Genomic DNA, 26,151 nt, shown 5'->3' with positions numbered 1-26,151 from the left:
CCAGATAACGCAGACTTAATCGGTCTGAGTTTATGCTTGCGCCTCAAAACACGGACTGATATTGTCCTTGTTATAGGGCGGGCGCACCGGAATGCGGCCCTCCGAACCGCTTCTCATTCCCCTTCATCGAACCGGCACGACCTGCCGGATGGGAGATCGCATCATGAAAATCGTCGTTATCGGCGGCACGGGACTGATCGGATCGAAGCTCGTCGCGCTTCTGCGTGCCGGCGGCCATGACGCCGTCGCCGCGGCTCCCAGCACGGGCATCGACGCGCTCACCGGCAAGGGACTCGCGGAGGCGCTGGCCGGCACGGATGTCGTCGTCGACGTCGCCAATTCCCCGTCCTTCGAGGAACGGGCGGTGATGGAGTTCTTCCAGACCGCCGGGCGCAACCTGCTCGCCGCCGAAGCCGATGCGGGCGTCCGGCACCATGTCGCCCTGTCCATCGTCGGCACCGACCGGATGCCGGACAACGGCTATTTCCGCGCCAAGGTGGCGCAGGAGGCGCTGATCGTGGAGTCCGGCATTCCCTACAGCATCGTCCGCTCGACCCAGTTCCTCGAATTCCTCGGCGGCATCGCCGCGTCCGGCACGGAGGGCGGCACGGTGCGGCTGGCGCCCGGGCTGTTCCAGCCGATCGCCGCCGAGGATGTGGCGGCCCTCGTCGCCGACGTGGCGGTGGCGCCGCCGCTGAACGGCATCGTCGACATCGCCGGACCCGAGCGCGCCCGGTTCGACCTGATGATCGGCCGTTACCTGAAGGCGGTGGGCGATCCGCGTGCGGTCGTGGCCGATCCGGAGGCCCGCTACTTCGGCGGCCGGGTGGAGGGTCTCTCGCTGGTCCCCACCGGTGACGCGCGGCTTGGCCGCATCGGCCTCGACGACTGGCTGCACCGCTCGCAGGCGGCCGCCTGACCCTATTCCCTCCAAATGATAAGGAGCAGACCGATGACGCGCTTTCTCCCCATGGCGACGCTTGCCGTCCTGTCCGTCGCCGGCACGCTTGCCATGGCTCCGGCCTCCGCGCTGGCCGATGCGCCGGCGGCCAGGAACGCCAAGGTGACGCTGGTCTATGAGCACGCCTTGCCGGACGTTCCCGGCAAGAGCCTGAAGGGGGTGCTGGTCGAATATGGGCCGGGCGGTTATTCGCCCGCCCACACCCATGCGAAATCGGCGCTGATCTATGCCACCGTCCTGGAAGGGGCGGTGCGCAGCAAGGCCAATGACGGGCCGGTCAGAACCTATCGGGTGGGCGAGAGCTTCACCGAACTGCCGGGCGACCACCATGGCGTCAGCGCCAACGCCAGCGACACCGAGCCGTCGAAGCTGCTGGCGGTCTTCGTGGTGGATACCGCCGAAACCGAGCTCACCATCCCGGACCGGCGCTGATCCGGGGCGGGCGCTTGCGGGGGGCGGAACGCGGATGGCTGGAGTTTCGTGCGTTCAATATGAAACGCACGAAACTCCAGCCTTATATTTGGCGATCGGATTCACGCTCCAAATCGATGCCGATCTTACGCGATCCGATCTATTGTCGCCGCGATCACGCCTCTCACCGGAAAGCGGTCCAGACCTGTCATGGCACATCTCACCGTCAGCGTCGAATACGGCATCCACTGCCTGCTCTGGCTGGTGTCGTCCGGGGATACGCCGCTGAGCAGCCGTGACCTTGCCGAATTGCAGGGCATCTCGCCCTCCTTCCTCGCCAAGATCTTTCCCAAGCTGGAGAAGGCGGGGATCGTGGCGGCGAGCGAAGGGGTGCGCGGCGGCTACCGGCTGGCCCGGCCGCCGGAGCAGATCAGCTTCCTCGACATCGTCGACGCCATCGAAGGAGACAAGCCGCTGTTCGACTGCCAGGAGATCCGCGGGCGCTGCGCGGTGTTCGACGGCAGTCCGCCGGCATGGTCGACGGCCGGCGTCTGCGCGGTGCATGCGGTGATGCTGCGGGCGGAAAAGGCGATGCGCGCCACGCTGGCCCAGGAAACGCTGGCGAGCGTCGCCGCCGGCTTCGGGCGCAAGGCCCCCCCGGAGTTCGGCGACGATGTGGAGCGCTGGATCCGGGAACGCATCGAGGCACGGGGCTCGTCACGCACCCCGCGCACCCGTCCTGTTCCATAAAGCCAGTTTATCGAACGTATCATTTCTTTGTGTTGGATGTGATCGATATCGGTCTCCATAGTTCCTGCATCGGAACGGATGCGACCGCCGGTGCCCGGCATGGCCGGTGCTCCGGTCCCGGATCGCGTCGACGGCAGTCCGCCCGTCCGATCGCCAGTGGAGATCCGCCCCTTGCCTCCCGACACCATGGCCGCTGCAATCGCGGCGCCGGGACGGTACGTCCTTGCCCGTTTTCGCGCCGTCCTGCCCGGCCTGGCTCTGTGCATCGCGGTCACCGCGCTTGCCTTCGCCGCCGCCTGGGGCGAGCGCAGGCTGTTCGGCGACAGCTGGATCGAGGCGCTGGTGCTGGCGATCCTGGCCGGCACCGCCATCCGCACGGCCTGGACGCCGTCGGCCCGCTGGGTTCCGGGCATCGGCTTCTCGGCGAAGTTCCTGCTGGAGATCGCCGTCGTGCTGCTCGGCGCGTCGGTCAGCGCCGCCACCATCCTGTCGGCCGGGCCGGTGCTCCTGCTCGGCATCGCCGGGGTGGTGGCGCTGGCGCTGGCGGCGGGATACGGCATCGGCCGGCTGCTCGGCCTGCCGGTGCGCATGGCGCTGCTGGTGGCCTGCGGCAACGCGATCTGCGGCAACTCGGCCATCGCCGCGGTGGCGCCGGTGATCGGGGCAGACGGCGACGACGTCGCCGCCTCCATCGCCTTCACCGCCGTGCTGGGCGTCGTCGTCGTGCTCGGCCTGCCGCTGGTCGGGATGGGGCTCCGGTTGAGCGGCGTGCAGTATGGCGCGCTGGCGGGGCTGACGGTCTATGCGGTGCCGCAGGTGATCGCCGCCGCCGCGCCGCTGGGGGCCGCCGCCGTGCAGGTCGGGACACTGGTGAAGCTGGTGCGCGTGCTGATGCTGGGGCCGGTCTGCCTGCTGCTGTCGGTCCTGGCGCCCTGCCTGCGTGAGGACAGTGACGAGCGCGCCCATCCGGGATACCCGCCGGTCCACCATCTGGTGCCGTGGTTCATCCTGGGCTTCCTGGCGATGGTCGCGCTGCGCTCCTTCGGCCTCGTTCCGCAGGCGGCGCTGGTGCCGATGGAGCATGCGGCGACCCTGCTGACCGTGGTGTCGATGGCGGCGCTCGGGCTGGGCGTCGATGTCCGGACGGTGGCGCGGGCGGGCGGGCGGGTGACGGCGGCGGTGGTTCTCTGCCTGCTCACGCTGGGCGCGCTCAGCCTCGCGCTCATCCATGCCATCGGGCTGTCCTGAGGGGCTGTCCTGAGCCGCCATTTTGAACGCGGCGGAGTCTACAGCCGGCGGGCGGGCAGCGCATTGACGCAGATTAAGGCAGGATTCCGCCAATGTGCGATCCTGGGTTCGTCCAGGCCCCGCATCGGCCCCTTTTCCTACTGGCCGGCGGATGGGGCGCCTTCCGAAAAGGAGAACGGACATGCGTCAAGAGTTGCAGATCGCCTTCCGCAACATCGACCCCTCTCCCGCGCTGGAGCATCTGATCGGTGAGCATGCCGACAAGCTCGACCGCTTCTTCACGCGCATCCTGGCCACGCGCGTGGTCTTCGAGGTGCCGCATCGCCATCGGCATCAGGGCAAGCACTACACCGTCCAGATCGCCCTGACGCTCCCGGGAGGGGAGTTGGTCGTGCACAGCGACAAGCCGGGCGGCCATGGTCATGAGACGGCCGATGCCGCCATCCGCGACGCCTTCGATGCAGCCCGCCATGCGCTGGAGAGCTATGCGGAGCGTCAGCGCCATGAGGTGAAGGCCCACGTCCGGGCGTAACCTTGTCCTTCGTCACCGGTTCACCTTAAACCTTGTGGCAAGGCGTTCCGGCCATCGCCGCGTCCGCCCGGCACAGCCCCGGCGGACGCGGCGACGATGTTTTCAGGCCGTCCCCTCGCTCCTGCGGTCGCGCCGCTGCACCGCTTCCCGCAGTTGGGTGGCAGGCTTGTCCGCGGCCGGAACCGCGTCGGCCAGGACGTGCGTCATCGTCTGCACCCGCTCCGCCATTTCCGATGCCTCGCCCGACCAGCGTTTCAAGCGCTCGTTCATCCAGTCGCTCCACAGGGTGGAGCGCTCCGCCGTATTCTCCGCCGTTTCCATCCGCTCCACGGTGGCAAGAGCCGAACGGATGTCGTCCTGCCGATGCTCCAGCCACATCTGACTGATGGTTTCGACAGTCTCGAACAGGCCCGACTGCATCCGCAGCATCGCCTCGGTCCGCTGGAGGAGCGTGGTCTGCAGCATCGTGCCGGCCGTCCATGCGCCGATCGCGTCCGCCGGGGACTGCATCTGGGGTGTATTCATCGCCTGGCCCTTCCTGGTGTTCCATTTCCAAGGGACGGACCGTTCCCCTTCAGTGAAAGGGTGGTGCCCGTCCCGTCGATGTAGGCGGCATCGCGGCGGCGGTCCCTTAACCCAGGTTAACCTTCTTCCGACTCTTTCGAGGCGTCTGCACCCCCTTCTCGGAACCGATAAAAGAACAGTATTAACAGCCAGCACGTCCGGTTCGTCACCCGCTCGCCACCCTTGCCGTTTCCGTAGCCGGCATCATGGCGATGGCCGGTCCGGCGGCGGCGGAAGAGCGAATCCGCATCGCCGAGCAATATGGTCTGGGCTATCTGCCCTTGCATGTGCTGCGCCAGAACCAGCTGATCGAAAAGCATGGCAAGGCGCTGGGCCTCGACATCGCCGTCGAGTGGGTCCAACTGTCCGGCGGGGCGGCGATGAACGACGCGCTGCTGTCCGGCAGCCTCGACCTCGGCTCCGCCGGCGTCGGGCCGCTGCGGACCATCTGGGATCGCACCAAGGGCAACGCCAAGGTCAAGGCGATCGCCTCGCTGAACGACATGCCGCTTTTCCTCACCACCAGCAACCCCAAGGTCAAGTCGCTGATGTTCCCGACCTTCACCGACACCGTGGCGGCGCTGTGGGACGGCACCCGCGCCGGCATCGCACCACCATCTTCTGCCCGGCCGACACGCCCGAGGTGAACGTCTCGGAGATCGAGCTGCAGGGCGCCACCGTCTACCGCGTCGACGGCCTGATCGATGATTGCGGCAAGATCGTCGGCGAGGGCAAGGCCAAGGCCGGCTGGTTCGACGTCTCGACCCTCAAGGAGCCCTACCGGATCGAGGGCAAGAAGACCATGGGGCTGGAACTGGCCGAACAGCTGGGGTGGGAGGTGCCGGACGTCATCTTCTATCCCACCGGCGGCGGCACCGGCCTGATCGGCATGTGGAAGGCCTTCGCCGAGCTGGAGGCCATCGGCTTCATCGGCTCCAGGCGCACGTGCATGGTGGCGGTGCAGGCCGCCGGCTGCGCGTCGATGGTCCGCGCCTGGGAACAGGGGGAGGAGCATGCCCCACGCTGGGAGGATGCGCACACCATCGCGTCCGGCATCCGCGTGCCGCAGGCGGTGGGCGACTTCCTGATCCTGCGCGCGGTGCGCGAGAACGGCGGCTTCGCCATCTCGAATACCCGCTGCCGCGGGTCCATCGTATGCTGGACCGGACGACGCCCATCGACTATGCGACCTTGGCATGAGCGGCACCCTCCATCGTCCGGTGCGGCTGGTCGCCACGCTCGACGCCATCCTCCGCCGCAGCGGCAGCTCGGGGGAGGAGGCGGCCATCGTCGCCGCCAATCTGATGGAGGCCGATGCCCGCGGCCATGCTCGACCATGTCGCCGACACGCCGCCGGCCCCCGCCAACAGCGGCGTCAGCATCCCCGGCGAGCCGGAGGCGGCGCTTTACCGCATCGGCGGTAGGCTGGGGCTGGACGTGGCCGGGCTGCTGGCCGGGTAGAGGAGTGGGTAGCGGAAGGAGCTTCGACGGCACTTGCCCTCTCCACCCCTCGACTGCTTCCCAGAATGCACCCTCTCCCTCGAAGAGGGGGAGGGTCGGGGAGGGGGCAACCGCTGCCAGACCTCCTCCCGGCCCTCTACCCCCGGATCCTGTTCCGCAGCACGCCGTCCTCCAGGAAGATCCGCACCGTTTCGGCAGCGTTCCGACGCATCTCCACCGCCGCCTGATCGGAGTGGAAGGCGTTGTGCGGCGTTACCACCAGCCGGCCGGCCAGCCAGTCCTCCCGCGCCCGCCAAGCGTCGAGCAGCGGGTGCGGGGCCGGCGGCTCGACCGGCAGCACGTCGGTGCCCAATGCCGCCAGCCGGCCGCTGCGCAGCGCCGCCTCCACCGGGTCCAGCCCGGCGAACAGCTCGCCGCGGGCGGTGTTGACCAGGATGGCGCCCGGCTTCATCGCCGCCAGCGTCGCCTCGTCCAGCAGGCCGCGCGTCTCGCCCGTCAGCGGGCAGTGGAAGGTGACGATGTCCGATTCGGCCAGGAGATCCTCCAGCCGGCGGACGCGGCGGTAGCCCACCGCCTTCTCGTGTCCGGCCGGCTGGAGCGGGTCGTAGCCCAGGATGCGGTAGCCGAAGCCCTTCAACCGGTTCACCACCGCGGTACCGATCCGCCCGACCCCGACGACGCCGACCGTTGCGGCACTGGAACGATGCAGCGGCGTCAGCGTGTTGGCCTGCCACGTCGTGCCATAGCCGCGGGCACGCCCGTCATGCTCCCACAGCCGGCGTTGCAGCGACAGGATCATGGCGACCGCATGGTCGGCCACCTCCTCCGTTCCGTAATCGGGATTGTTGGCGAAGGGGATGCCGGCCGCCTCCAGCGCCGCGACGTCAACCCGGTCGTAGCCGACCCCGAACCGCACGACGACACGGCAGCGTTTCAGCTTGTCCACCGTGGCCGGGCCGATCCTGGTGCTCCACACCAGCAGCGCGTCCAGCCGGGCCAGCCGTTCCGGGTCAAGATCCTCTTCCCGCCGCGTATCGAGGAAGTCGATTTCGGCGACCCCGTCCAGCACCGCGGCTTCCAGATCCGGCGGCGGGATCATGTGGTCGGTGATCCCGACGGTGAACGCCCCCGGCTTTCCATGCGACATGCTCTGACACCCTCTCTTCGGTCAAATTAAACAATTAAAAAACGTTAAAAGCCAACATTTATGACCGGTAAATAACACCAAAATGACGAGATTGCCTACTTGATAGATAGGTATATTTGGTGTTCAATCCTCCCGACCTCCATCGGGCCCGGCCAGTCTTGTCAGCTCGCCTCGTCCCGATCATCACCGTTGCAGGAGCAGGGATCCATGACGATCGGCACAGCCCCCGCATTCGACCGCCTGCCCCGCGCCCTGGCGGCAACGCCCGGCGACGGCTCCGATCCGGCCTCGCCCCCTGCATCGCCCCCTGCATCGCCCCCTGCATCGGTCGACCAGCTCGTTGGCGTGATCGGCGACAATCTGCGCGCCTTCCGCCGCCGCCAGGGCCTGTCGGTCGATGGGCTGGCGCAGCTGTCCGGCATCGATCCCTCCCTTCTCGCGGCGATCGAGGAGGGGCGCCACCGCCCCGACATCGCCACGCTGTGGACGGTGGCCAAGGCGCTGGACCTGTCCTTCTCCAGCCTGCTCAGCAGCGGCGGCGATGCCGGCACCACGGTGATCCGGCGGGCGGAATCGCGCAGCCTCACCTCACGCGACGGTCGTTTCACCTCCCGCGCGCTGTTCCCGCTGAAAGGGGAGCGTCAGGTCGAGTTCTACGAGCTTCGCCTGTCCCCGGGTGCCGACGAGGCGTCCGACGGCCACTCCCCCGGCACGGTGGAAAACATCCTGGTCGGGCGCGGCCCGGTCGAGATCGTCACTGCCGATGGCGAACACCGGCTGGAGGAGGGCGACTCCATCCTGTTCGAGGCCGACGTCCCGCACGGCTACCGCAATCCCGGCGACGGCGAGGCGGTGCTGTATCTGGTGATGTCCTACATCCTGTGACCGCCGGGAGCGCCCGTGATGCCTGACACGATCCTGCCCTTTTGCCATGGCCTGCCCCTTCGCCGCGGTCTGCTCGATCCCGGCGTTGCCGAACTGGGCGCCCTGGCCGCCCGCGCCGGGCTGGCGCCGGCCGATCCGCTCCGCCAGCCGCTGGCCGAGGCGCGGGACGCGGCGGAGCGCTACCACGCCTTCCTCAACGGCCCCGCCCTGCCGGCGGAAGTGCGGGAGGTCGAGGCCGTCGGTCCGGCGGGATCGCTGCGCCTGCGCCTGATCCGCCCGGTGGATGGTGGGGCAGGCGGCGGAGACGCCCCCCTGCCGGTGCTGATCTACTTCCATGGCGGTGGGTTCGCGGTCAACTCCATCGACACCCACGACCGGCTGCTGCGCCTGCTGGCCCGGCATGGCGGCGTGGCGGTCTGTGCCGTCGGCTACAGCCTCGCCCCGGAGAGGCGCTATCCCCACCAGCGGGGAGAGGCCTTGGCCGCCTTGCGCTGGGTGGTGCGCCATGGCGCGGATCACGGGCTGGACCCGGAGCGGATCGCCGTCGGCGGCGATTCGGCCGGGGCCAACCTGGCGCTCGGACTGGCGCTCGACGCCCGGAGCGAGGCGGGACCGCCGCTGTCCTTCGGCATGCTGCTCTACGGCATGTTCGCCCATGATTTCGATACGGAGTCGCACCGGCTGTTCGGCGGTGGCGACTATGGCCTGACCACCGGGCGGATGCGCTGGTACTGGCGGCAGTATCTCGGCCGGGATGCCATGACCCGCGACCCCGGCGCCGCCCCGTTGCTCGCCGACCTGCGCGGGCTGCCGCCGCTGCATGTGGCGGCGGCCGGGCTGGACTGCCTGCGCGACGACAGCCTGCGCCTCGCCCGGCGGCTGGAGGAGGCGAATGTTCCGCACCGGCTGGTGCTGCATGACGCGCTGCCTCATTCCTTCGCCGGAATGACCCGCCATGTCCGGGCGGCCGAAGACGCGGTGATCCAGGCTGCCGACGCCGTCCGCCTGCACCTGCGGCGCTGAGCCGGCGGACATGCGCGGATGCCTCTTGCGCCGATGTCTCTTGCGTTGTGCCTGCACAGGATGGTTGCATTAGGAACTCCTGTGGGCGGGGCGGCACGATGATCGAAAGCGGTGGCTCGGTTCTGGAACGTCACAACGTCACCGTCATCGGGTCGGCGGCGGAGACCCTGGTCCTCGTTCCGGGGTTCGGCACCGGCCAGTCGGCGTGGCGCCATGTCGTGGAGGCGTTCAAGGACCGTTACCGCATCGTCCTGTTCGATCTGACGGGAGTCGGACCGGGCAGCCAGACCCACTACGACCATGTCCGCTACGGCACGCTGGATGCCTATGTCCGCGACCTGACCGCGGTCCTCGACGCCCTGCGGATCGTCGATTGCATCTGTGTCGGCCATTCGGTGGCCGGCACCATCGCGGCGCTCGCCTCGATCAGGGCGCCCTATGCCTTCAGGAAGCTGGTGCTGCTGGGGGCCTCCGCCTGCTATCGCAACCGGGGCGACTATCGCGGCGGCTTCGACGGTGCCGACATCGACGGCCTGATTGAAAGCGCGACCCGGGACTATCTGCAATGGACCGCGAGCTTCGGGGAGATGGTCGTCTCCGGCCCGGCGGACGCCCCGGCGGTGCGGGAATTCGTGGCGACCCTGCGGGCGATGCGGCCGGATAGGGCGCTGTCGCTGCTGATCACCATCCTGCAAAGCGACGTCCGCCACCGGCTGGCCGAGATCCGGGTGCCGGCGGTCGTTCTCCAGACCAGTCACGACCCCGCGGTGAGCCGGGAGGCGGCGGATTATCTGCACCACCATCTGCAGGGAAGCGTCATGGAGGTGCTCGACGCGTCCGGCCATCTGCCGCACCTGTCCGCGCCGGCGGTGGTGATCGACGCGCTGCGCTGCCATCTGTCCTGAAACCGGCAGACCGACCGTCGACGAGCGGGCCGGATCCTAGACCAAGGTCTAGGGTCGCCCTACCTAAACACTGCCGAAGTCAATCTGTGTCTAGTGGCCTGCGACCTGTCGCCGCGCTTACCCTCCGTGGGAAGGCAGCCGGCCGCCGTCGCGCATCGCGCGGTCCCGTCCCGCCTCCAAGGACGGACCATCGATCCGGGGATCAGCCGGATGATCGGGCCGGATGTCCGCACGCAAGACCACGGAGACACCCATGGCCTCGGCCGCTCAAAGCAATCTCCAGCTGCGTTTCGTTACGATTCCGGAAAAGCCGAATGTGACTGTTATCCGGTCCGGATGCGGAATGATGGGGATCGCGCGGGTTCGCTGCGCCACCGACGATGTCGGCCGGTTCCACACCCCGGACACCGAGGATGCGTTCCTGGTCAGCCACCATCTGTCGAATTTCCGCTCCGACGTATGGGTCGATGGCGAGCTGGTGGAAAAGCCGCGGAACATCGCCGGGCTGACCTCCATCCACGACTACCGCCGCGACATCGCCTGTCACATGCATTCCGCCTTCGACACGCTGACCTTCCATCTGCCGCGGCCGGTGCTGGAGGGCCTGTGTCCCGACGCGCGGGCCGGCCGGCTGGAGGATCTGGCGATCCGGCCGAGCCGTCCGGTCGAGGATCCGACCATCGCGGCCCTGGCGTCGGCCCTGTTGCCGGCACTGGCGCTGCCGGAGCGGATCAGCCTGCTGTTCCTCGACCATATCTGCTCTGCGCTGGCGCTGCACATCGTCACCGCCTATGGCCGGCTGAGCGAGGCCAAGGGCGGCGGCACGCTGGCCCCCTGGCAGGAAAGGCGGGTGAAGGAGATGATCGCCGCCAATCTCGACGGCGAGATCCGGCTGGCGGACCTCGCCGCCGAATGCCGGCTGTCGGTCGGGCACTTCGTCCGCTCCTTCCGGCGCACCGCCAATACCACGCCCTACCAATGGCTGCTGAACCAGCGGATCGAGCATGCCAAGGCGCTGATGCGCGACCGGTCGCAGACTCTGGCCGATGTGGCGCTCGCCTGCGGCTTCGCCGACCAGAGCCATTTCACCCGCACCTTCAGCCGTCTCGTCGGCATCTCGCCGCGCAACTGGCGGCACAGCAACGCGTCCGCCGATGCGATGCCGGCCGGCGCGAGGCTCCGCGCGCCGGCAGGACTCCCGCTGGCCTGAGGGGGGCCGGATCAGGGGGCCGGGAGGGATCAGCCGGCGCCCGCGCGGCGGCGGTGGCGGCTGTTGGCGAGGCTGTCGATGCCCAGCGCCACGGCCAGGGCGGCGGCGCCGCACAGGAAGACGGTCGAGTAGCTCTCGCCGCTATGGGCGAAGAGGTAGGAATAGCCGTAGCCGCCCAGCGCCTGGAACAGGGCGAAGGCCGTGGTCGCCCGGCTCCAGGCCGCGCGCTGCTCGGTATGGGTATGCGGCAGCAGCTCGTGGATGCGGCCGAGCACCAGGGGAACCACGCCCGGCGTGAGGGCGCCGATGACCACCGTCGCGGCGCCGACCGCCAGCGGATGGCCGCTGGTCGCCAGCGTGACCACCGCCACCGCCTGGAGCAGCAGGGCGATGCGGTAGGCGGTGGCGTAGCCGATCCGGTCGGCCAGCGTTCCCGCGGCGACCGGCCCGGCCACCGACGCCACGCCGTACAGCACCCAGTACAGGGCGCCGACGTCGGCGCCGTGATGCAGGCCGCGGGCGACATAATCGACCAGCAGCAGCATGACCGGTACAAGCCCCAGCGCGTTCAGCGCATATTCGGCATAGAGGACGCGCAGCACGCCGCCCTCATGCCGCGGGGCGTGCTCCACCGGCGGGGCGGCGATGCCCTGCGGCGGTGCCGACGGCGGCCAGCCGAACCAGGATAGGGCGGTCAGCAGCAGCGACAGCCCGCCCAGCCCGAGCCACGTCTCGTGCAGCCCCAGCCGCATCAGCGCCGGCACCGCGGTGCCCGAGGCGGCGATGCCCAGGCCGATGCCGAGGAAGATCATGCCGCTGGCGAAGCCGCGGCGGGATGCCGGGATGTGGGGCAGGATCGAGGTCGCGACCAGCACCATGATGGCGCCGCCGGCAAGACCCGACAGGAAGCGCCAGGCGAAGAACCAGCCGGTCGAGATCGGGTAGGCGCAGGCGATGAAGGCGACGGAGGCCGCCAGCATCAGCAGGCGCAGCAGCGTCCGGCTGGGCAGCAGCCCCGCCATCGGCCGGCCGAGCAGGGCGCCCGCCAGATAGCCGGCGAAATTCGCCGCCCCCAGCGTCACCGCGTCGCCGGCGGAGAACCAGTGCGCCTGGATCAGCGACGGGACCAGCGGGGTATAGGCGAAGCGCGCCAGCCCGATGGCGACGAGGCTTCCCGCCATGCCGGCGAGCGTCGCCATCCAGGCGGCCCCGTCCAGGCGGTCGTCGCGGGGATCGGGGCGGCGATCCGGCGCCGCAGCTGCTGTTGCTCTGCCCATGGTCGTGCCTTGCTGTTGACGGAGCCGCGCTCGCGGCCCGCCTTCGGGGATGGGGATTTGGGAAGGAAGGGTGTCGGCGGCGGATCAGGGATCCGGGACTCACGGATCCGGCATCGCCGGCAGCCCGAGGCTGGCCAGGGCGGCGCGGGCCGCCCCCTCCAGCAGGTCGCGTTCGGGGCGGATGCGGGCGAGGACGCGGATACCGAGCAGGCTGGAGAACAGCAGGCGGGCGCCGTCGTCGGGATCGATCCGGCCGGGGATGTCGCCGCTCTGCTGCCCCTTGACGATGCAGCGGCGGAAGAAGCCTTCGATGGTCGACAGCTCGGCGTCGAGGAAGGCTCGCATGTCCGGGTCGGCCGGCGTGACCTCCAGCGCCGAGTTGACCAGCAGGCAGCCGCGCCGGCAACCGTCGCCCAGCGACCGTTCGATGCTCTCCCGCAGGAAGCCGGCGATGGCGAGGCCGGGAGAGGCCAGGGCCTCGTGCCGCAGGATGCGCGCGCGCAGCGAGCCGTCCAGGTAATGCTCCAGCGCGCGGCGGAACAGCGCCCGCTTGTCGCCGAAGGCGTTGTGGATGCTGGCAAGCGTCATCCGCATGCTCTCGGCCAGCTCGCGGGTCGAGGTCGCCTCGTAGCCCTGCGTCCAGAAGCGGTCGACCGCCGCGTCCAGCACCGCCGTCTCGTCGAATTTCCGCGGTCGCGCCATCGTCGCCCCTCCGCCCCGCCGTTTTGTATCGAATGATCTAAAACATAACCCGGCCATGATCGCGGTCAAGGGATTTCGCTGCGATGCACACATGCCGCAGGAGCCTGCCTGCCCGGCCAATGCCGCATGCGGTGGGGCCGGGGCCGGCAGTCCCAATTGAAAAAATAATGACGATCATCATATAATCGGCCGATGAAATCCCGACGGGGGCGGCTCCGGTGCGCGTCCGTCCAGCGGGGGTGAGCCATGCGGGTGAGCAAGGAACAGGCGGCGGAGAACCGGCGCCGGATCGTCGAGGTCGCCGGGGCGCTGTTCCGCGAACGCGGGTTCAACGGCATCGGCGTCGCCGACCTGATGAAGGAGGCCGGCCTGACCCATGGCGGCTTCTACGGCCATTTCGCCTCCAAGGACGATCTGGCGGCCGAAGCCTGCGCCGGGGCGATGGCCGCATCGGCGCAACGCTGGGAGGGCAGGGTTGTGGCCGGCGACGATGGGCTGTCGGCGCTCGTCACCGCCTATCTGACGCCGGCCCATCGCGACAATCCGGCCGGCGGCTGTCCGATCGCGGCGCTGGGCGTCGATGCGGCGCGGCAAGGCGGTACGGCGCGCCGGGCCTTCACCGCCGGGCTGCGTCCCTTCATCGAGCTGCTGGACCGGCTGGTGCCCGGCCGGTCCGCCGCGGCGCGTCGCAAGGCGGCGCTGGCGACCCTGTCGGGCATGGTCGGCGCCCTGATCCTGGCCCGCGCCGTCGACGATCCCGCGCTGTCGGAAGAAATCCTGGACGCGGCGCGCACGGCCTTCGCGGCGCCGGACGCGGACCGCGCCTGAGCGGGGCCGGACGTGGTTTCAGGCGATCCGGCGCAGCAGGTCGATCCGCGGCGGCTCGCTCAACAGCGTCTTGAACAGAACGGAAAGGCTGGCGAAATTGGCCCCGGCCAAATGGGCATCGAACGCGGCGCGACTCTCCCACACCTCGTACATCACGACGGTATCGGGGACGTCGCGGGCGACATGTGCGGCATAGCCCAGGCAGCCCGGCTCTTCCAGCACCGCCGGGACTATGTCGGCGATGGCGTTGGCCAGTGCCTGTCCCTCGCCCTCCGTGGCGACGAGGTAGGCGACGAGCTGGACCTGGTCGTTCGGTGGAAGGCTCATTCCGCTTCTCCTGCTGTTCGGGCTCGGGCTGTTCGTGTCCCGGGGGCGTTTCCGTGGATCGCCGCTGCCCTGGAACCCGGTCCGACGATGAAGCCGGCCGGCGGCGAAGTAAAGGCCCGGTGTCGGCCGTGGACAGCTAAACCAAGGTATGACTGGCGGAAGCCGGTCCAGATCGTCCAAAACAGCGACAGATCCTTCAAGAAGCGCGGGCGGCCGTCCTCTAGGCTGTCCGAAGCAGGGCGGCAAGCCGCAAGGGTGTGGGGGCGGGCACATGGTTGCAGGCTATGGCGCGTCGCCGGAGTCCCGGCGGCGGAACGAGTTGCGGTTCGGCGCCCTGGCGTTCCTGCTCGGCCTGACGGTCTTCGCCGTCGACACCTTCACCGACATCGAGAGCGCGATCGCCGTGCTCTATGTCCTGGTCCTGATGCTGGCCGCCAACGCGCTGCCGCGTGCGGGCATCGTCCGGGTCGGCGCCGGCTGCGCGGTGCTGGCGGTGCTGTCCTTTCTCCTGTCCCATTGGCACGACATGGACGTGCAGTCGGCATTGCGCTGCGGCGTGTCGCTGGCGGCGATCCTGATCACCACCGCCCTTCTGGTGCGCGACCATCTGTCCCGTGCGCTGCTGGTCCGGGCCAACGGGGCGTTGGCGCGCAGCGAGAAGCGCTACCGCAGCATGTTCGAACAGGCGCGCTTTTCGCTGTGGGAGCAGGATTTCACCGGGGTCAAGGACGCGCTGGACGCCTTGCGGGCCGTGGGCGTGACGGATCTCGCCGCCCATGCCCAGGCCAATCCCGGCTGGGCGCGCGGGATGGCGTCGCTGGTCGTCACCACCAACGTCAACGACGCGACGCTGGAACTGCTGGGCGCCGCCGACCGGGCGGAGGTTCTGGGTCCGCTCGAACGCTTCCTGCCGGCGGAGGATCCGGCGATACTGGACGCCCTGCTGGCCATCCATGAGGGGAAGGACCGGTTCGAGGGGCGGGCCCGCCTGATCGCCGCCGATGGCCGTGTCCTGACGGTGCTGCTCGGCATCAGGCTGCCCGATGACGGGATCGGCTTCGATCAGGTGGTGGTCGGCGTGGTCGATATCACCCAGCGCGAACGGACGCAGGAGGCGCTGCTGGCGGCCCAGGCCGAGCTTGCCCGCGCCGCGCGGGCCGCCACCCTGGGCGCCCTGTCCGCCTCCATCGCGCACGAGCTGAACCAGCCGCTGGGCGCCATCGTCCTGAACGCGCAGGCCTGCCTGCGCTGGCTGCGCCGCGATCCTCCCGACATCGACACCGCGTCCAAGGCGGTGGAGCGCATGGTTCGCGACAGCAAGCGGGCCGGCGAGATCGTGCAACGGACGCGCGGCATGCTGGTCAAGGACGCCGATCGCGACGAGATCATCGACCTGCGCCAACTGGTGGAGGAGGCGGCGCAGCTGCTGGAGCGCGAGCTGTCGGCGGGCGGCGCCACCCTGACGACCGATTTCGCCGACGGCGTCCCGCCGGTACGGGCCAGCCGGGTCGGCTTGCAGCAGGTGCTGATCAATCTGATCGCCAACGGCCTGCACGCCATGGCCGAGACGGGGGCCGAGATGGGGGCGGGGACCGCCCAGCGGGAATTGACGGTCTCCGTGGACAGCCCCGATCCCGCGCAGGTGCGGGTATCGGTGCGCGACCGCGGTACCGGCATTGCCGAGGAGCATCGCGCCCGGCTGTTCGACCCGTTCTTCACCACCCGGCCGGACGGCATGGGCATGGGGCTGGCCATCTGCCGCTCGACCGTCGAATCCTGCGGCGGTACGCTGACCGCACGCAACCATGAGGATGGCGGGGCGGTGTTCGAATTCACGATTCCCGCCGCCGCGCTGCCACCGTCCCCTGTTCCGTCCCCAACCGCCGCCGCCACACTGCCCGCAGCACAGGAGGATTGACCGCCATGCCGACCCCCGCCCCGTTGCCGGCTCCGTTCCCGGCTGACGACGTTCCGCTCGTTCTCGTCGTCGACGACGACGAGGGCATGCGCGAGGCGCTGGTCGATCTGCTGCGGTCCGTCGGCATCGAAGGCCTGAGCTTCGGCACGACGGCCGAACTGCTGGACGCGGCGGTGCCCGACCGGCCCGGCTGCCTTGTTCTCGACGTCCGGCTTCCCGGCCTGGGCGGGCTGGAGTTCCAGGCCCGGCTGGAAAGCCTGGGCATCGCGCTTCCCATCGTCTTCATGACCGGTTTCGCCGACGTGCCGATGTCGGTCCGCGCCATGAAGGCCGGGGCGGAGGATTTCCTGATCAAGCCCTTCCGCGACCAGGACATGCTCGACGCGGTGGAGGCCGCCATCGCCAAGGACCGCGCCCGCCGGCGCGACCGGGCCGTCACCGACGGCGTGGCATCGCTCGCCGCCTCCCTGACCCCGCGTGAGCGCGAGGTGATGGCGGCCGTGGTCAAGGGCCGGCTGAACAAGCAGATCGCCGGCGATCTCGGCATCAGCGAGGTCACGGTGAAGCTGCACCGCGGCAAGGTGATGCGGAAGATGCAGGTGCGCTCCGTCGCCGATCTCGTCCGTAAGGTCGAGATGCTGGAGGCGGGCGGCTGACGGCACGGGCGCCCCGGTTTTCGCTAGACCTAGGTGTGGCTATCTCCCGCCTGCCCCGTCCGGATAGGATGCATGTGACGCCGAGGACCGGCGCCGCCATTCGGTCGAGGCATCGAGAAATTGTCCCATGAACCCCTGATAGCGGTGGTCGACGACGACGAGGCGATCCGCGAGGCGCTCGACGATCTGCTGAAATCGGCCGGTTTCCGCTGCCAGCCCTTCGGATCGGCCGAGGATTTCCTCGCCCGTGCCGACCGTGCTGACATCGCCTGCATCATCCTCGACGTGCGGATGCCAGGCCTGTCCGGCCTGGAGTTGCAGGAGCGGCTGAACGCCGCCGGCGGCGTCCGGCCGCCGATCCTGTTCATGACCTCCTATGCCGACGCCGCGACGCGGTCGCGGGCGCTGGGCGGCGGCGCCCGCGACCTGCTGGGCAAGCCGGTCGACGACCATATCCTGATCGATTCCCTGAACGCCGCGATCGCCGGGCGCTGATGCGCGCCGCGCCTCCTCACGCCGCCAGCCGGCGGCTCCAGAACGGCCGGTCGGCCCAGCGCCGTTCCAGCCCGTACCATGCCCGCAGATGGCTGCGGTAGGCGTCGCGGACCGGCAGCAGCCCGGCGCCGTAGCCGGGCAGGGCGCCGGCATCGCCCGACAGGTGGCGGTCCGCCGCCTCCGCCGCCGCCAGCCCGGTGTAGAGCGCATTGAGGATCCCCTGCGACGACAGCGGATCGAAGCCCAGGGCGGCATCGCCGACCGCCAGCCAGCCGTCCCCCGATCCGGGTGACAGCGTGGTGCTGTGGGCGGCGCAGAATCCGGCCGCCCCTGCAGGTTCGAAGCCGTCGGCACGCATCGCCTCCGACAGGAAGGGACGGCTGGCCAGGCGCCGCATCAGGGCGTCGGCGTCGCGGGCGTCGGCTGCGGCCGGCAGGTCGGCGTCGGTGTGGAAGGCGACCACCCGGCGGCCCTCCGGTAGCGGCGCGCTGTACCACCAGCCGTCCGGTTCCGCCTCGATCCGGGTCAGGCCGGGGCGGGGACCGGGGGCGTCCCGCCCATGCAGCCAGCCGCAGACCAGCCGGTCGGACACCGTCCGCCGCGCGCCCAGCCGCCTGGCGAGCGGCGAGCCGCGCCCGCCGGCATCGACCAGCAGGCGGGTGCGCACCGGAATGCGGCGGCCTGCCGCCTCCACCTCCAGTAGCCAGCCGTCCCGCCTGCCGGCGGATTCGCCGGGATCGGCGGGGGAGACTGCCTTCAGCCGGGCCGGCACCAGCAGTGCCGCCCCGCGCGAAACCGCGACCCGGCGCAGCCAGCCGTCGAAGCGCCCGCGGTCGAGGTGCCAGCCCGGCCCGTCGAGGTCGCGCAGGCTGTCGGACAGGACCGGATCCGGACCGCCCCAGACCGATCGGCCGCCGTGGCAGGGGGCGTGCCCTTCCGCCAGGAAGGTGTCCCACAGCCCCATGTCGGCCAGCAGCCGGCGGGCGGCCGGGGCGAGGGATTCGCCGATGCGGACTGCGGGGGCGTCCTGCCGGTCCAGCACCAGGACCCGGCGCAGCGGCGCCAGATTGAGGGCGAAGGCGGCGCCGGCCGGCCCGGCGCCGATTACGACCGCATCCGCCTCTATGGCCCCCGCCTCCATCGCACCCGCTCCGGCCACCTGCGCCCCTGCGGTCAGCGCCGCAGGCCGCGGGGGAAGCGGCGCACCTTGTCGATCCGGGACAGGTCGACCGGGGTCCGCTCCGCCAGGCGTCCTCCTCCGCCGCCGGTGGCGGACGGAGCGTCGCTCTTCATCGTGTGGTGCCGGGCGCGCACCGCCTTGGCGTCGACCGTGTCGCCGGCATCGGGGATGGGTGTGTGCTGGTCCTCCACCCCGATCAGCGGCGGGAACAGCCGGGCGCCCTCCTCGTCGGTCGGGCCGGGATTGACCTCGACCACGCCGAGATGGTCGAAGTGATGGATCATGTTGTTGATCTGGTCGGTGTAGCTGGTGGTGCCCAGCGGCGCGACCCAGGCGGCGCGGTTGGCGAAGGCCGCCAGCCGCACCTGCGCCGGCTGCGCCGCATCGATCACGATCTCGTAATTCTCCCGGGTCAGCACCTCGTTCGGCACGCGGGCCGGCCAGAAGGTCGGGACATAGGGGTCGTAGTCGGCGCTGTAGCCGGAGCGGCAGCTTGCCGTGTCGGTCTGCCACGGCACCGCCATCCAGCGGGTGATGCCGCCGGGCAGCTGGCCGTAGAGCGGGCCGTTGGGGATCGTCACCGTGTCGCTGGACAGGATCGCCCCCATGCCCGGCTCGACCCAGCCCTTCGGCGCATGGGCGAAGCGGAAGGGTTCCATGTACATGGTGGCGGCGCGCACCGGCCAGGTCATCTCGCAGCCGGGATGGAAGGCGTCGGCCAGGCAGAAGTCGAGCGCGGCCTTGGTCAGCACCTCGCCCTGCCGCTCCAGCGGGACCTGATCGAACTCGGTGTAGACCGGGACCTTGCCCCAATCGTCGTCGAAGTCGCCGGCCACCCACTGGTCCAGCATCGCCAGCTGGGTCTGGGTCAGCGAGGTGTATTGGCGCGGCGTTTCGGCCGGCGGGATGTTCATCGCGTCGCCATAGACCCAGGGCCAGGGCGTCGGCGACCAGGAATCGACGGCATCGTGCCGGAAGGCGTTCTTCAGTACCCGCCGGGTTTCCTGGTTGGCGAGGCTGCGGTCGTTCAGCCGGGCGATCCAGTCCGGGCTGGTGAAGTCGTTGGCGGACCTCCAGCCGAACCCGGCGGCGAAGCCTGCATTCACCCATTGCAGCCCGGTCATCCGCTCGAACACCGGGTAGATGTCATAAGTGAAGGAGGGGCGCGTGGGCTTGGGCAGCGTGCCGGCCTGGATGGCGACGTCGCGCATCAGGTCCCACATGGTGCGGACCGACTTCTGCTGCGGCCCGTAGTTGGGCGGCGCCACCACGATCCAGGCGGGGGTGACCGGCAGCTCGACGCCGTTCAGCGTGACGGTGGCATCGACCGGCCCGTCCGACACGTCGTCGTGCCAGCCCTCGTTGTTGCCGAAGGTGATCGCCTTGGTGCCGTTGTAGGAGGCCGACCGGCCCCGGCCGCCGGTGACCAGCAGGCGCCCGTCCGTCTCGCACCACATGCGGCCGAGACGGACCGGCTCGCCCTGGTGCATGAACTTGCCGGCGACCATCTTCCGGCTCTGCTTGCCGTGGCCGACCCGGATCTCATGCTCCCCGGCGTCGAGCACCAGCGCCTCGCGGTCCTTGTTGGTCACCGTCGGGTTGCGCAGCGTGCTCGGGTCGACGGCGGAGGCCTCCGGAATGTCGAGGGCGAGCTGGAAGGCGTACCAGGCCGATTTCTTGTTGGCGAGATGGACCTTCCAGGTGATGTCGGCCTTGCCGTCCTCTCCGGTCAGTTCGCGGACGATCCGGCCCATGGCGTTGACGCCATAGATGCGGAAGCGCGCCGCCTGCGGCAGCAGCCGGCCTTCGGCATCGCGATAGGGATTGTCGGTCCGCGTGCCGTCGACGATCTCCGGCTTCGGGTTCGACACCTCGGGACCGACGAAATAGCCGTCCGGCGCGTTGCCGATGCGGGCGACGCCGATGGCGGGATGGATCACCGCCTTGACGATGCAGTCGTCCACCGGCGGCGGCGGGGCCTCGCCGCGCGGCCGGGTCGGCTGCTCCAGCGGCTGGCCGTTGGCCTGGTGGCGGACGGCCGCCCCATGGTCGTAGACCAGCTTGCGCACCGCGGCGATGCTGCCCTGCGGGGTCTGCTCGACCGGGGTGCGCCAGATGTTGAAGGCCAGCTCCTGCCCGTAATCCGCCTGCCCGCGGGCGCAGACGTCCTGTTTCGGCAGGATCAGGGTCGCGACCGGCTGGTAGGGATACTGGTCGGTCGGCCATTCCTCCGTCGCCTTGTCGAGCGGATAGCCGGCGCTCTTCGGCACCACCTGCAGCATGAAGGTGAAGCGGTATTCGTTCTCCGACAGCCGATCGGTCAGGTCGGTGGCGAGGTAGTTCTTGTCGTCGGTCGGCACGTTGACCGCCGGATGGCCGGGCGGCGGCGCTTCCGGGACGAGGGAATATTTGGCGTAGCGGTCGGGGCCGAAGGCGAAGGGCAGGATCGCCCAATATTGCGTGGTCAGCACGCTGCCGTCGACCTGGGCCGACATCCGGTTCAGGATGGCGTTGGTCTTGGGATGCTTGGCGAGATAGCCGGGATAATCGTTCAGCACCACGCCGGCATAGGTGAACTCGCACATCGCCTGTGCGTCGTCGACGAAGAAGACCGGGAAATTCTGCATGATGAAGTCGGCGACGTCGCCCGCCTCACCCAGCGCATTCACGCCGTCCACGCCCCAGACCTTCAAGCCGATGCCGAGCGTCGAGTTCAGATCCGGCGAGGTCGGGCCGGTGTCGCTGGAGAAGCGCACCCAGGCCGGCAGCTCGTCCTTGGCGAAGACGCCGACGCGCAGGGCTTCGGGCCGGTCCGGATTCATCACCAGCCGGCCGCCGACGGTGCCGTGCAGCTTGCGGAACACCGCGCGCTCCGCCGGCTTCTGGCCCAGGGCCAGCCGCTTCATCTGCACCATGCCGATGAACATCTCGTCCAGCCGCCGGGTGGCGTCGGTGGCGCAATCGAAGCAGGGCGGGGGTTTGTCGGACCCATGGTCGGGGGTATCGGCCGTCATGCGCTCCATCTCCAGAAATCGTCCGGCGGCGGCGCCGGGGAGGGTGGGGGTGCCGGTATAAAATTGTTTATGTCGAAAGAAATTCCTGCACCGGATGCATCGTGCTTACGCGAGCACTCCAGTGGTTTCCACCAAAAATAATTGGTAGAGCGTACTTTTTCTGTCGTCTGGAGAGGGTGCCCGCCGGTCACGCCATGAAGCGGGACTTTCCGGCTGCCGCCGCAGCCGGAATTCAGCAATCCATCGGTCGTCAGCCGGCCAGCGTGTCGTACAGCAGCTTCAGGTTCAGCACGACGATGATGCCGGCCACCGTCCAGGACAACGTCGCGACCCAGCGCGGGACGACGAAGCTGCCCATCTTGCCGCGGTCGGTGACGAAGCGGACCAGGGGGATGACGGCGAAGGGCAACTGCATCGACAGCACCACCTGGCTGAACACCAGCAACTGCGCGGTGCCGCTCTCGCCGTAGAGCGCCGTCACCACCACCACCGGGATGATGGCGAGGCCGCGGGTCAGCAGGCGGCGGGCCCAATGGGGCAGGCGCAGCCGCAGGAAGCCCTCCATCACGATCTGTCCGGCCAGCGTCGCCGTCACCGTCGAGTTCAGGCCGGACGCCAGCAGGGCGATCGCGAACAGGGTCGAAGCGATGCCCAATCCCAGCAGCGGCGACAGCAGTTCGAACGCCTGGCCGATCTCCGCCACCTCGGTATGGCCGCTGCCGTGGAAGACGCTGGCGGCGACGATCAGGATGGCGGCGTTGACGAACAGCGCCAGCATCAGGGCGATGGTGCTGTCGGCGGTCGCCCAGACGATGGCGTCGCGCCGCCCCTCCTCCGTCCGCGGATAGGCCCGGGTCTGCACGATGGAGGAATGGAGGTACAGGTTGTGCGGCATCACCGTCGCGCCCAGGATGCCGATGGCGATATAGAGCATCGCCGGGTTGGTGACGATCTGAGTCGACGGCACGAATCCGTGCAGCACCGCCGCGACCGGCGGGGCGGCGGCGATGATCTGGACCAGGAAGCAGCCGGCGATGACGACCAGCAGCGCCACCACGAAGGCTTCCAGATAGCGGAATCCGCGCTGCATCAGCAAAAGCACCAGGAAGGCGTCGAGCGCGGTGATCAGGGCGCCGCCGATCAGCGGGATGCCGAACAGCAGGTTCAGCGCGATGGCGGTGCCGATGACCTCCGCCAGGTCGCAGGCGATGATCGCCGCCTCGCAGGCCACCCACAGCACCAGATTGACCGGGCGCGGGTAATGGTCGCGGCAGGCCTGGGCCAGATCGCGGCCGGTGACGATGCCGAGCCGCGCCGCCAGCGACTGCAGCAGGATCGCCATCAGGTTCGACAGCATGATGACGGCGAGCAGCGTGTAGCCGAACTGCGATCCGCCCGCCAGATCGGTCGCCCAGTTGCCGGGGTCCATGTAGCCGACCGACACCATGTAGCCGGGGCCGGCGAAGGCCAGCATCCGCCGCAGCCACAGGCCGCCCTGCGGCACCGCGACCGAGGCATGGACCTCCGGCAGGCTTGGCCGGCCCTGTCCGTCCGGGCTGGAATATTTCCAGGCGGCGGGCGGCGGAACGACGGCTTCGGCTTCCGACATCGACGAAACTCCCGGCCGAACTGCGAATTGGTATCAATCAAGTATGTATCGCCGCATCGAGTATGCAAGATGCTATACTTTCCGGACCGGAAATTTTTCGCCGGAATCGCCATGTCCCCCGAAGGACGCCGCGCCGAAGGGCTTGACCGCCGATACCGGGCGTCGGAGGGTGGAACGGAAGATGGAAAGGAGCCGATGCGCGCGATGGCCGATCCCCGGAAATCAACGGGCTGGGAAGACCGCTGCGACCATTGCGGCGACATCGGGGGCGGCGCCGTGCCGGCCGAAACGGCCCTTCCCGACGCCGAACTCCATGCCGAGGGCTTCCGCAAGACGCGGGAGGCGCAGCGCGGCGCCCTGGCCGAGGATTATGTCGAGCTGATCGCCGACCTGATCGAAAGCGGGCAGGAGGCGCGTCAGGTCGACATCGCCGCACGGCTGGGTGTCGCGCAGCCGACCGTCGCCCGCATGCTCGACCGGCTGGCGGCCGACGGGCTGGTCTACCGCAAGCCCTACCGCTCGGTCTTCCTGACCGACGCCGGCCGCCGGATCGCCGAGGAAAGTCGGGTGCGCCACCAGACGGTGGAGGCCTTCCTGCGCTCGCTCGGCGTCAGTCCCGACACCGCGCGGATCGACGCCGAAGGCATCGAGCACCATGTCAGCGCCGAGACGCTGGACGCCTTCCGCCGGGCGCTGGCCCGGCCGCGCTGATCGGCCTGCTCAATCGGCCAGCCCATGCTCGATGGCGATGCGGATCAGGGCGCGGGCGCTGTCGGCGCCCAGCTTGTCCTTGATCTGGGTGCAGGCGTTCGCCACCGTCTTCTGGCTGATGCCCAGCCGGTCGCCGATGGCCGTCGTCGTCAGTCCGCGCCCGACCAGCGCCAGGATCTCGCGCTCGCGCTGGGTCAGCGCCGCCAGCGGATCGTCCGTCGGCGCCAGCGACATCAGCGCCAACTCGCGGGCAAGCGCGTGGTCGAGATGGACACGGCCGGCCAGCACGTTGCCGATGGCGGTCGCCAGGCTGTCCGGCGCGTCGTTCTTGGTGACATAGCCGCGCGCGCCGGCCTTCAGCGCGCGGGCGGCGACGGCAGGATCCTCGTGCATGCTGAAGATCAGCACCGGGATCGCCGGATCCTCCGCCCGCATGGTGCGCAGCACCGCCATGCCGCCGCCTTCGCCCGGCAGGTTGAGGTCGAGGACGACGACGTCCGGCCGCTCCCCCCGCCACAGGGCCAGCGCGCTGTCGACATCCTCGGCCTCCACCACGCGGCCCAGCGCCGCTTCGGCCAGCAGGCGCTGGCAGCCCGCCCTGACGATGGGATGGTCGTCGACCAGCAGGATGGTGAGGCTCATGCCGTACGCTCCAGTGTCTCTGCAAAGGGGGCCGTAGCGGAGGAGGGTGCTGGGGAGGGCGCATGCCGCGGCAGCCGGGCCGAAACCCTGGTGCCGCCGCCGTTGCTGGAGCGTCCGCCGGCATCCCCGATGGTCAGGCAGCCGCCCAGCGCCTGTACCCGTTCCATCATGCCGGAGATGCCGAAGCCGCTCCGCGCCGGATCGTGACCATCGGGAAGGCCGGGACCGTCGTCGGTGACGGCGATCTCGACCCGGTCCCCGAGCGCCACCACCCGCACCACGACCGCCGTCGGCGTAGCATGGCGCAGGGCGTTGACCAGCGATTCCTGCACCAGCCGGTAGACCGTCAGGCGCAGCACCTCGTCACAGCCGTCTAGATCGCAGCTGCCTAGATCGCAGCCGTCGAGATCGGCGCCGGCATCCGGTGATGTGCCCTGTGCTGGGTCCTGAGGTTCCATGCTGAGCGTCCACTCGACCTCCGGCTTGCGCCGTGCCCAGTCGCCGACCAGTTCGGTCAGCGCCTCGCTCAGCGGCAACTGGTCGGGCAGGGCTGGGCGCAGCCGGGCCAGGATGCGCCGGCTCAGGCGATGGACCTCGGCCGCGGTGTCCAGGATCGTCCGGGCGCGCTCGGCAACTTCCCCCGCGGTCTCCGCCATGTCCGGGCTTGCCCCCTCCCGGCTTGCGGCGTCCGGGGCTCGCCCGGTCAGGCGCAGGATGCGTCCGGCATCGACCTTGATCGCGAACAGGGCGGCGCCGAGTTCGTCGTGGACGTCGCGGGCGATTTCCCGCCGTTCGGCGTCCTGCGCCGCGACGATCCGCTGGCCGACCCGCCGGTTCTCCCGTTCGGCGGCGGCCAGCCCCTCGGCCAGCGCGGCGATGCCGCTGCCCAGCCGGTCGAGTTCGGGAACGCCCCCGGCGTCCAACGAAAGATCGTAGCGGCCGGCGCGCAGCCGCTTCAGCCCGGCTTCGAAGCGCGCCAGCGGCGCCAGCGCCCGGCCGACCGCCAGATATGCAGCAGCGAGCAGCAGCAGGCCGACGGCCAGCATGGCGGCGGCGAGGTCGCTCATATCCTCCCACACCTCGGCGATCTCGTCCCAGGGCTCGGCGACGATGCGCAGGCCGCCGCCATCCGCCAGCCGCAACTCCTGCGGTTCGACGGCGATCAGTGCCGCGAACCAGTCCGGAGCGTGCTGTAGCTCCGCCGCCGGTTCCGGCGCTGCATCGTCCGGGATGAAGCGCAGGTGGCGCAGCCCGAGGCCGTTCAGCATTTCCAGATCCGCCGCCGCCGCGTCCCGACCCGCCATCCTGCGGCCGATCGCGCTGCCGAGCTCCAGCGCCGACGCCATCTCCGCCCGCACGGCGTCGCGGGCGTTGGCGACCAGCACCGCGCCGCCGGCGGCGGCCATCAGCAGCAGGAACAGCCCGATCAGGGCCAGGATGCGCGTCTTCAGCGACATCGCCGCCCGCTCCATTATAAGACCATAGACGGAATGTTAGCCCACCCACCCGATCGGCCGCCATCCGCCCTTCGGGCAATGTCCCGCCGCCGCGCCGGGTTTTCCGGCGGCCGGTCCCGGAGGGCAGGAAAAAATCCTGGCTGATACAGGATGAAATCCTGTCGCCGTGTCGGAAAAATCTTCCCCGGATTGTCGAATGGAACCGGCAGGCCGCCGGGGAGAACATGGGGACCGGCAG

Annotated in this window: 26 protein-coding genes and 1 pseudogene; 17 read left to right on the top strand and 10 right to left on the bottom strand. The window is 69.7% G+C overall.

Annotated features, from left to right (window positions below; all coding sequences use genetic code 11):
- Positions 1 to 163 precede the first annotated feature (163 nt).
- From AL072_RS27905 to AL072_RS27885, 5 genes are all read left to right on the top strand, one after another.
- Positions 164 to 919 carry an SDR family oxidoreductase gene (locus AL072_RS27905; RefSeq protein WP_045585656.1) on the top strand — a complete coding sequence of 252 codons (756 nt, stop codon included), beginning with the start codon at positions 164 to 166 and terminating at the stop codon, positions 917 to 919.
- A gap of 33 nt (positions 920 to 952) precedes the next feature.
- Entirely contained in the window at positions 953 to 1,393 is a 441-nt protein-coding gene (locus tag AL072_RS27900; protein WP_082109371.1) for a cupin domain-containing protein, read from the top strand.
- Positions 1,394 to 1,582: 189 nt separating this feature from the next.
- Entirely contained in the window at positions 1,583 to 2,122 is a 540-nt protein-coding gene (locus AL072_RS27895) for an RrF2 family transcriptional regulator (protein ID WP_045585655.1), read from the top strand.
- A 171-nt stretch (positions 2,123 to 2,293) separates the two neighbouring features.
- Entirely contained in the window at positions 2,294 to 3,370 is a 1,077-nt protein-coding gene (locus AL072_RS27890; protein ID WP_245637028.1) for a YeiH family protein, read from the top strand.
- Positions 3,371 to 3,551: 181 nt separating this feature from the next.
- Positions 3,552 to 3,902: an HPF/RaiA family ribosome-associated protein gene (locus tag AL072_RS27885; protein ID WP_045585653.1), complete on the top strand. Its 351-nt coding sequence runs from the start codon at positions 3,552 to 3,554 to the stop codon at positions 3,900 to 3,902.
- Between the two features lie 102 nt (positions 3,903 to 4,004).
- Here the strand turns inward: AL072_RS27885 and AL072_RS27880 are convergent, their stop codons facing one another.
- The gene (locus tag AL072_RS27880; protein WP_045585652.1) at positions 4,005 to 4,427 is read right to left on the bottom strand and encodes a hypothetical protein; all 423 of its coding nucleotides are present in this window, start codon (positions 4,425 to 4,427) and stop codon (positions 4,005 to 4,007) included.
- Positions 4,428 to 4,672: 245 nt separating this feature from the next.
- On the opposite strand from AL072_RS27880, the gene AL072_RS34585 reads away from it, so the two are divergent.
- The 3 genes and pseudogenes from AL072_RS34585 (at position 4,673) to AL072_RS35015 (ending at position 5,927) form a co-directional block, all read left to right on the top strand.
- Positions 4,673 to 5,113 (top strand): substrate-binding domain-containing protein, encoded by a 441-nt coding sequence (locus AL072_RS34585; protein ID WP_245637027.1) that lies wholly within the window; start codon positions 4,673 to 4,675, stop codon positions 5,111 to 5,113.
- Positions 5,050 to 5,535: pseudogene (locus tag AL072_RS34580) on the top strand (pyridoxal-phosphate dependent enzyme); the annotation flags it as partial. The gene AL072_RS34585 and the pseudogene AL072_RS34580, both read left to right, overlap by 64 nt.
- Before the next feature lie 245 nt (positions 5,536 to 5,780).
- Positions 5,781 to 5,927: a hypothetical protein gene (locus AL072_RS35015; protein WP_158511103.1), complete on the top strand. Its 147-nt coding sequence runs from the start codon at positions 5,781 to 5,783 to the stop codon at positions 5,925 to 5,927.
- A 136-nt stretch (positions 5,928 to 6,063) separates the two neighbouring features.
- Here AL072_RS35015 and AL072_RS27865 read toward each other — a convergent pair whose 3' ends face one another.
- Positions 6,064 to 7,074: a C-terminal binding protein gene (locus tag AL072_RS27865; RefSeq protein WP_045585650.1), complete on the bottom strand. Its 1,011-nt coding sequence runs from the start codon at positions 7,072 to 7,074 to the stop codon at positions 6,064 to 6,066.
- A 207-nt stretch (positions 7,075 to 7,281) separates the two neighbouring features.
- On the opposite strand from AL072_RS27865, the gene AL072_RS27860 reads away from it, so the two are divergent.
- From AL072_RS27860 to AL072_RS27845, 4 genes are all read left to right on the top strand, one after another.
- Positions 7,282 to 7,959, top strand: a complete 678-nt coding sequence (locus tag AL072_RS27860; protein ID WP_082109370.1) for a helix-turn-helix domain-containing protein — start codon at positions 7,282 to 7,284, stop codon at positions 7,957 to 7,959.
- Positions 7,960 to 7,977: 18 nt separating this feature from the next.
- On the top strand, positions 7,978 to 8,982 hold the full coding sequence (locus AL072_RS27855; RefSeq protein WP_052710436.1) for an alpha/beta hydrolase: 1,005 nt from the start codon (positions 7,978 to 7,980) through the stop codon (positions 8,980 to 8,982).
- 98 nt (positions 8,983 to 9,080) lie between these two features.
- Positions 9,081 to 9,887, top strand: coding sequence for an alpha/beta fold hydrolase (locus AL072_RS27850; RefSeq protein ID WP_045585649.1), 807 nt, complete (start codon positions 9,081 to 9,083; stop codon positions 9,885 to 9,887).
- Positions 9,888 to 10,230: 343 nt separating this feature from the next.
- Complete coding sequence (locus tag AL072_RS27845; RefSeq protein WP_245637026.1) at positions 10,231 to 11,097, top strand: helix-turn-helix transcriptional regulator; 867 nt, start codon at positions 10,231 to 10,233, stop codon at positions 11,095 to 11,097.
- A gap of 29 nt (positions 11,098 to 11,126) precedes the next feature.
- Here AL072_RS27845 and AL072_RS27840 read toward each other — a convergent pair whose 3' ends face one another.
- Together AL072_RS27840 and AL072_RS27835 are read right to left on the bottom strand one after the other, a co-directional pair.
- The gene (locus AL072_RS27840; RefSeq protein WP_045585648.1) at positions 11,127 to 12,374 is read right to left on the bottom strand and encodes a YbfB/YjiJ family MFS transporter; all 1,248 of its coding nucleotides are present in this window, start codon (positions 12,372 to 12,374) and stop codon (positions 11,127 to 11,129) included.
- 99 nt (positions 12,375 to 12,473) lie between these two features.
- Complete coding sequence (locus AL072_RS27835) at positions 12,474 to 13,076, bottom strand: TetR/AcrR family transcriptional regulator (RefSeq protein ID WP_045585647.1); 603 nt, start codon at positions 13,074 to 13,076, stop codon at positions 12,474 to 12,476.
- 246 nt (positions 13,077 to 13,322) lie between these two features.
- Between AL072_RS27835 and AL072_RS27830 the strand changes: the two genes are divergently transcribed.
- On the top strand, positions 13,323 to 13,904 hold the full coding sequence (locus tag AL072_RS27830) for a TetR/AcrR family transcriptional regulator (RefSeq protein WP_045585646.1): 582 nt from the start codon (positions 13,323 to 13,325) through the stop codon (positions 13,902 to 13,904).
- 18 nt (positions 13,905 to 13,922) lie between these two features.
- Here AL072_RS27830 and AL072_RS27825 read toward each other — a convergent pair whose 3' ends face one another.
- Positions 13,923 to 14,231, bottom strand: a complete 309-nt coding sequence (locus AL072_RS27825; protein WP_045585645.1) for a putative quinol monooxygenase — start codon at positions 14,229 to 14,231, stop codon at positions 13,923 to 13,925.
- A 271-nt stretch (positions 14,232 to 14,502) separates the two neighbouring features.
- Here AL072_RS27825 and AL072_RS27820 point away from each other — a divergent pair, with 271 nt between their 5' ends.
- The 3 genes from AL072_RS27820 to AL072_RS27810 all read left to right on the top strand — a co-directional run bounded on the left by AL072_RS27820 (position 14,503) and on the right by AL072_RS27810 (position 17,300).
- Entirely contained in the window at positions 14,503 to 16,149 is a 1,647-nt protein-coding gene (locus AL072_RS27820) for a sensor histidine kinase (protein ID WP_052710435.1), read from the top strand.
- A gap of 5 nt (positions 16,150 to 16,154) precedes the next feature.
- On the top strand, positions 16,155 to 16,805 hold the full coding sequence (locus tag AL072_RS27815) for a response regulator transcription factor (RefSeq protein WP_045585644.1): 651 nt from the start codon (positions 16,155 to 16,157) through the stop codon (positions 16,803 to 16,805).
- Positions 16,806 to 16,925: 120 nt separating this feature from the next.
- Positions 16,926 to 17,300, top strand: coding sequence for a response regulator transcription factor (locus tag AL072_RS27810; protein ID WP_045585643.1), 375 nt, complete (start codon positions 16,926 to 16,928; stop codon positions 17,298 to 17,300).
- Between the two features lie 16 nt (positions 17,301 to 17,316).
- Here AL072_RS27810 and AL072_RS27805 read toward each other — a convergent pair whose 3' ends face one another.
- From AL072_RS27805 to AL072_RS27795, 3 genes are all read right to left on the bottom strand, one after another.
- Positions 17,317 to 18,441, bottom strand: a complete 1,125-nt coding sequence (locus tag AL072_RS27805; RefSeq protein WP_045585642.1) for an NAD(P)/FAD-dependent oxidoreductase — start codon at positions 18,439 to 18,441, stop codon at positions 17,317 to 17,319.
- A gap of 32 nt (positions 18,442 to 18,473) precedes the next feature.
- A complete protein-coding gene (locus AL072_RS27800; RefSeq protein WP_052710468.1) occupies positions 18,474 to 21,494 on the bottom strand; it encodes a LodA/GoxA family CTQ-dependent oxidase in 3,021 nt (1,006 codons plus the stop codon).
- A 250-nt stretch (positions 21,495 to 21,744) separates the two neighbouring features.
- The gene (locus AL072_RS27795; protein WP_045585640.1) at positions 21,745 to 23,103 is read right to left on the bottom strand and encodes an Nramp family divalent metal transporter; all 1,359 of its coding nucleotides are present in this window, start codon (positions 23,101 to 23,103) and stop codon (positions 21,745 to 21,747) included.
- Positions 23,104 to 23,307: 204 nt separating this feature from the next.
- On the opposite strand from AL072_RS27795, the gene mntR reads away from it, so the two are divergent.
- Positions 23,308 to 23,814, top strand: coding sequence for a manganese-binding transcriptional regulator MntR (gene mntR, locus AL072_RS27790; protein WP_082109402.1), 507 nt, complete (start codon positions 23,308 to 23,310; stop codon positions 23,812 to 23,814).
- A gap of 9 nt (positions 23,815 to 23,823) precedes the next feature.
- On the opposite strand, the gene AL072_RS27785 is transcribed toward mntR, so the two are convergent.
- Both AL072_RS27785 and AL072_RS27780 read right to left on the bottom strand, forming a co-directional pair.
- Positions 23,824 to 24,456 carry a response regulator gene (locus AL072_RS27785; protein WP_045585639.1) on the bottom strand — a complete coding sequence of 211 codons (633 nt, stop codon included), beginning with the start codon at positions 24,454 to 24,456 and terminating at the stop codon, positions 23,824 to 23,826.
- Complete coding sequence (locus AL072_RS27780; RefSeq protein ID WP_045585638.1) at positions 24,453 to 25,913, bottom strand: ATP-binding protein; 1,461 nt, start codon at positions 25,911 to 25,913, stop codon at positions 24,453 to 24,455. The genes AL072_RS27785 and AL072_RS27780 overlap by 4 nt, the downstream gene beginning before the upstream one ends.
- Between the last annotated feature and the right edge of the window lie 238 nt (positions 25,914 to 26,151).

The organism is Azospirillum thiophilum (assembly GCF_001305595.1).
GTDB classification, from domain to species: Bacteria; Pseudomonadota; Alphaproteobacteria; order Azospirillales; family Azospirillaceae; genus Azospirillum; species Azospirillum thiophilum.
Note: the sequence above shows the minus strand (reverse complement) of the source record. Positions and strands in the feature narration are given on the sequence as shown.

What these genes read in the sequence shown, in the direction of transcription:
- AL072_RS34585 (WP_245637027.1), top strand. Translation starts at nt 4,673, where the DNA reads ATGGCGATGGCCGGTCCGGCGGCGGCGGAAGAGCGAATCCGCATCGCC.
- AL072_RS27785 (WP_045585639.1), bottom strand. Translation starts at nt 24,456, where the DNA reads ATGAGCCTCACCATCCTGCTGGTCGACGACCATCCCATCGTCAGGGCG.
- AL072_RS27795 (WP_045585640.1), bottom strand. Translation starts at nt 23,103, where the DNA reads ATGTCGGAAGCCGAAGCCGTCGTTCCGCCGCCCGCCGCCTGGAAATAT.
- AL072_RS27840 (WP_045585648.1), bottom strand. Translation starts at nt 12,374, where the DNA reads ATGGGCAGAGCAACAGCAGCTGCGGCGCCGGATCGCCGCCCCGATCCC.
- AL072_RS27805 (WP_045585642.1), bottom strand. Translation starts at nt 18,441, where the DNA reads ATGGAGGCGGGGGCCATAGAGGCGGATGCGGTCGTAATCGGCGCCGGG.
- AL072_RS27845 (WP_245637026.1), top strand. Translation starts at nt 10,231, where the DNA reads ATGATGGGGATCGCGCGGGTTCGCTGCGCCACCGACGATGTCGGCCGG.
- AL072_RS27830 (WP_045585646.1), top strand. Translation starts at nt 13,323, where the DNA reads ATGCGGGTGAGCAAGGAACAGGCGGCGGAGAACCGGCGCCGGATCGTC.
- AL072_RS27865 (WP_045585650.1), bottom strand. Translation starts at nt 7,074, where the DNA reads ATGTCGCATGGAAAGCCGGGGGCGTTCACCGTCGGGATCACCGACCAC.
- AL072_RS27885 (WP_045585653.1), top strand. Translation starts at nt 3,552, where the DNA reads ATGCGTCAAGAGTTGCAGATCGCCTTCCGCAACATCGACCCCTCTCCC.
- AL072_RS27825 (WP_045585645.1), bottom strand. Translation starts at nt 14,231, where the DNA reads ATGAGCCTTCCACCGAACGACCAGGTCCAGCTCGTCGCCTACCTCGTC.
- AL072_RS27780 (WP_045585638.1), bottom strand. Translation starts at nt 25,913, where the DNA reads ATGTCGCTGAAGACGCGCATCCTGGCCCTGATCGGGCTGTTCCTGCTG.
- AL072_RS27905 (WP_045585656.1), top strand. Translation starts at nt 164, where the DNA reads ATGAAAATCGTCGTTATCGGCGGCACGGGACTGATCGGATCGAAGCTC.
- AL072_RS27900 (WP_082109371.1), top strand. Translation starts at nt 953, where the DNA reads ATGACGCGCTTTCTCCCCATGGCGACGCTTGCCGTCCTGTCCGTCGCC.
- AL072_RS27835 (WP_045585647.1), bottom strand. Translation starts at nt 13,076, where the DNA reads ATGGCGCGACCGCGGAAATTCGACGAGACGGCGGTGCTGGACGCGGCG.
- AL072_RS27815 (WP_045585644.1), top strand. Translation starts at nt 16,155, where the DNA reads ATGCCGACCCCCGCCCCGTTGCCGGCTCCGTTCCCGGCTGACGACGTT.
- AL072_RS27860 (WP_082109370.1), top strand. Translation starts at nt 7,282, where the DNA reads ATGACGATCGGCACAGCCCCCGCATTCGACCGCCTGCCCCGCGCCCTG.
- AL072_RS27895 (WP_045585655.1), top strand. Translation starts at nt 1,583, where the DNA reads ATGGCACATCTCACCGTCAGCGTCGAATACGGCATCCACTGCCTGCTC.
- mntR (WP_082109402.1), top strand. Translation starts at nt 23,308, where the DNA reads ATGGCCGATCCCCGGAAATCAACGGGCTGGGAAGACCGCTGCGACCAT.
- AL072_RS27880 (WP_045585652.1), bottom strand. Translation starts at nt 4,427, where the DNA reads ATGAATACACCCCAGATGCAGTCCCCGGCGGACGCGATCGGCGCATGG.
- AL072_RS27800 (WP_052710468.1), bottom strand. Translation starts at nt 21,494, where the DNA reads ATGACGGCCGATACCCCCGACCATGGGTCCGACAAACCCCCGCCCTGC.
- AL072_RS27855 (WP_052710436.1), top strand. Translation starts at nt 7,978, where the DNA reads ATGCCTGACACGATCCTGCCCTTTTGCCATGGCCTGCCCCTTCGCCGC.
- AL072_RS27850 (WP_045585649.1), top strand. Translation starts at nt 9,081, where the DNA reads ATGATCGAAAGCGGTGGCTCGGTTCTGGAACGTCACAACGTCACCGTC.
- AL072_RS35015 (WP_158511103.1), top strand. Translation starts at nt 5,781, where the DNA reads ATGCCCGCGGCCATGCTCGACCATGTCGCCGACACGCCGCCGGCCCCC.
- AL072_RS27820 (WP_052710435.1), top strand. Translation starts at nt 14,503, where the DNA reads ATGGTTGCAGGCTATGGCGCGTCGCCGGAGTCCCGGCGGCGGAACGAG.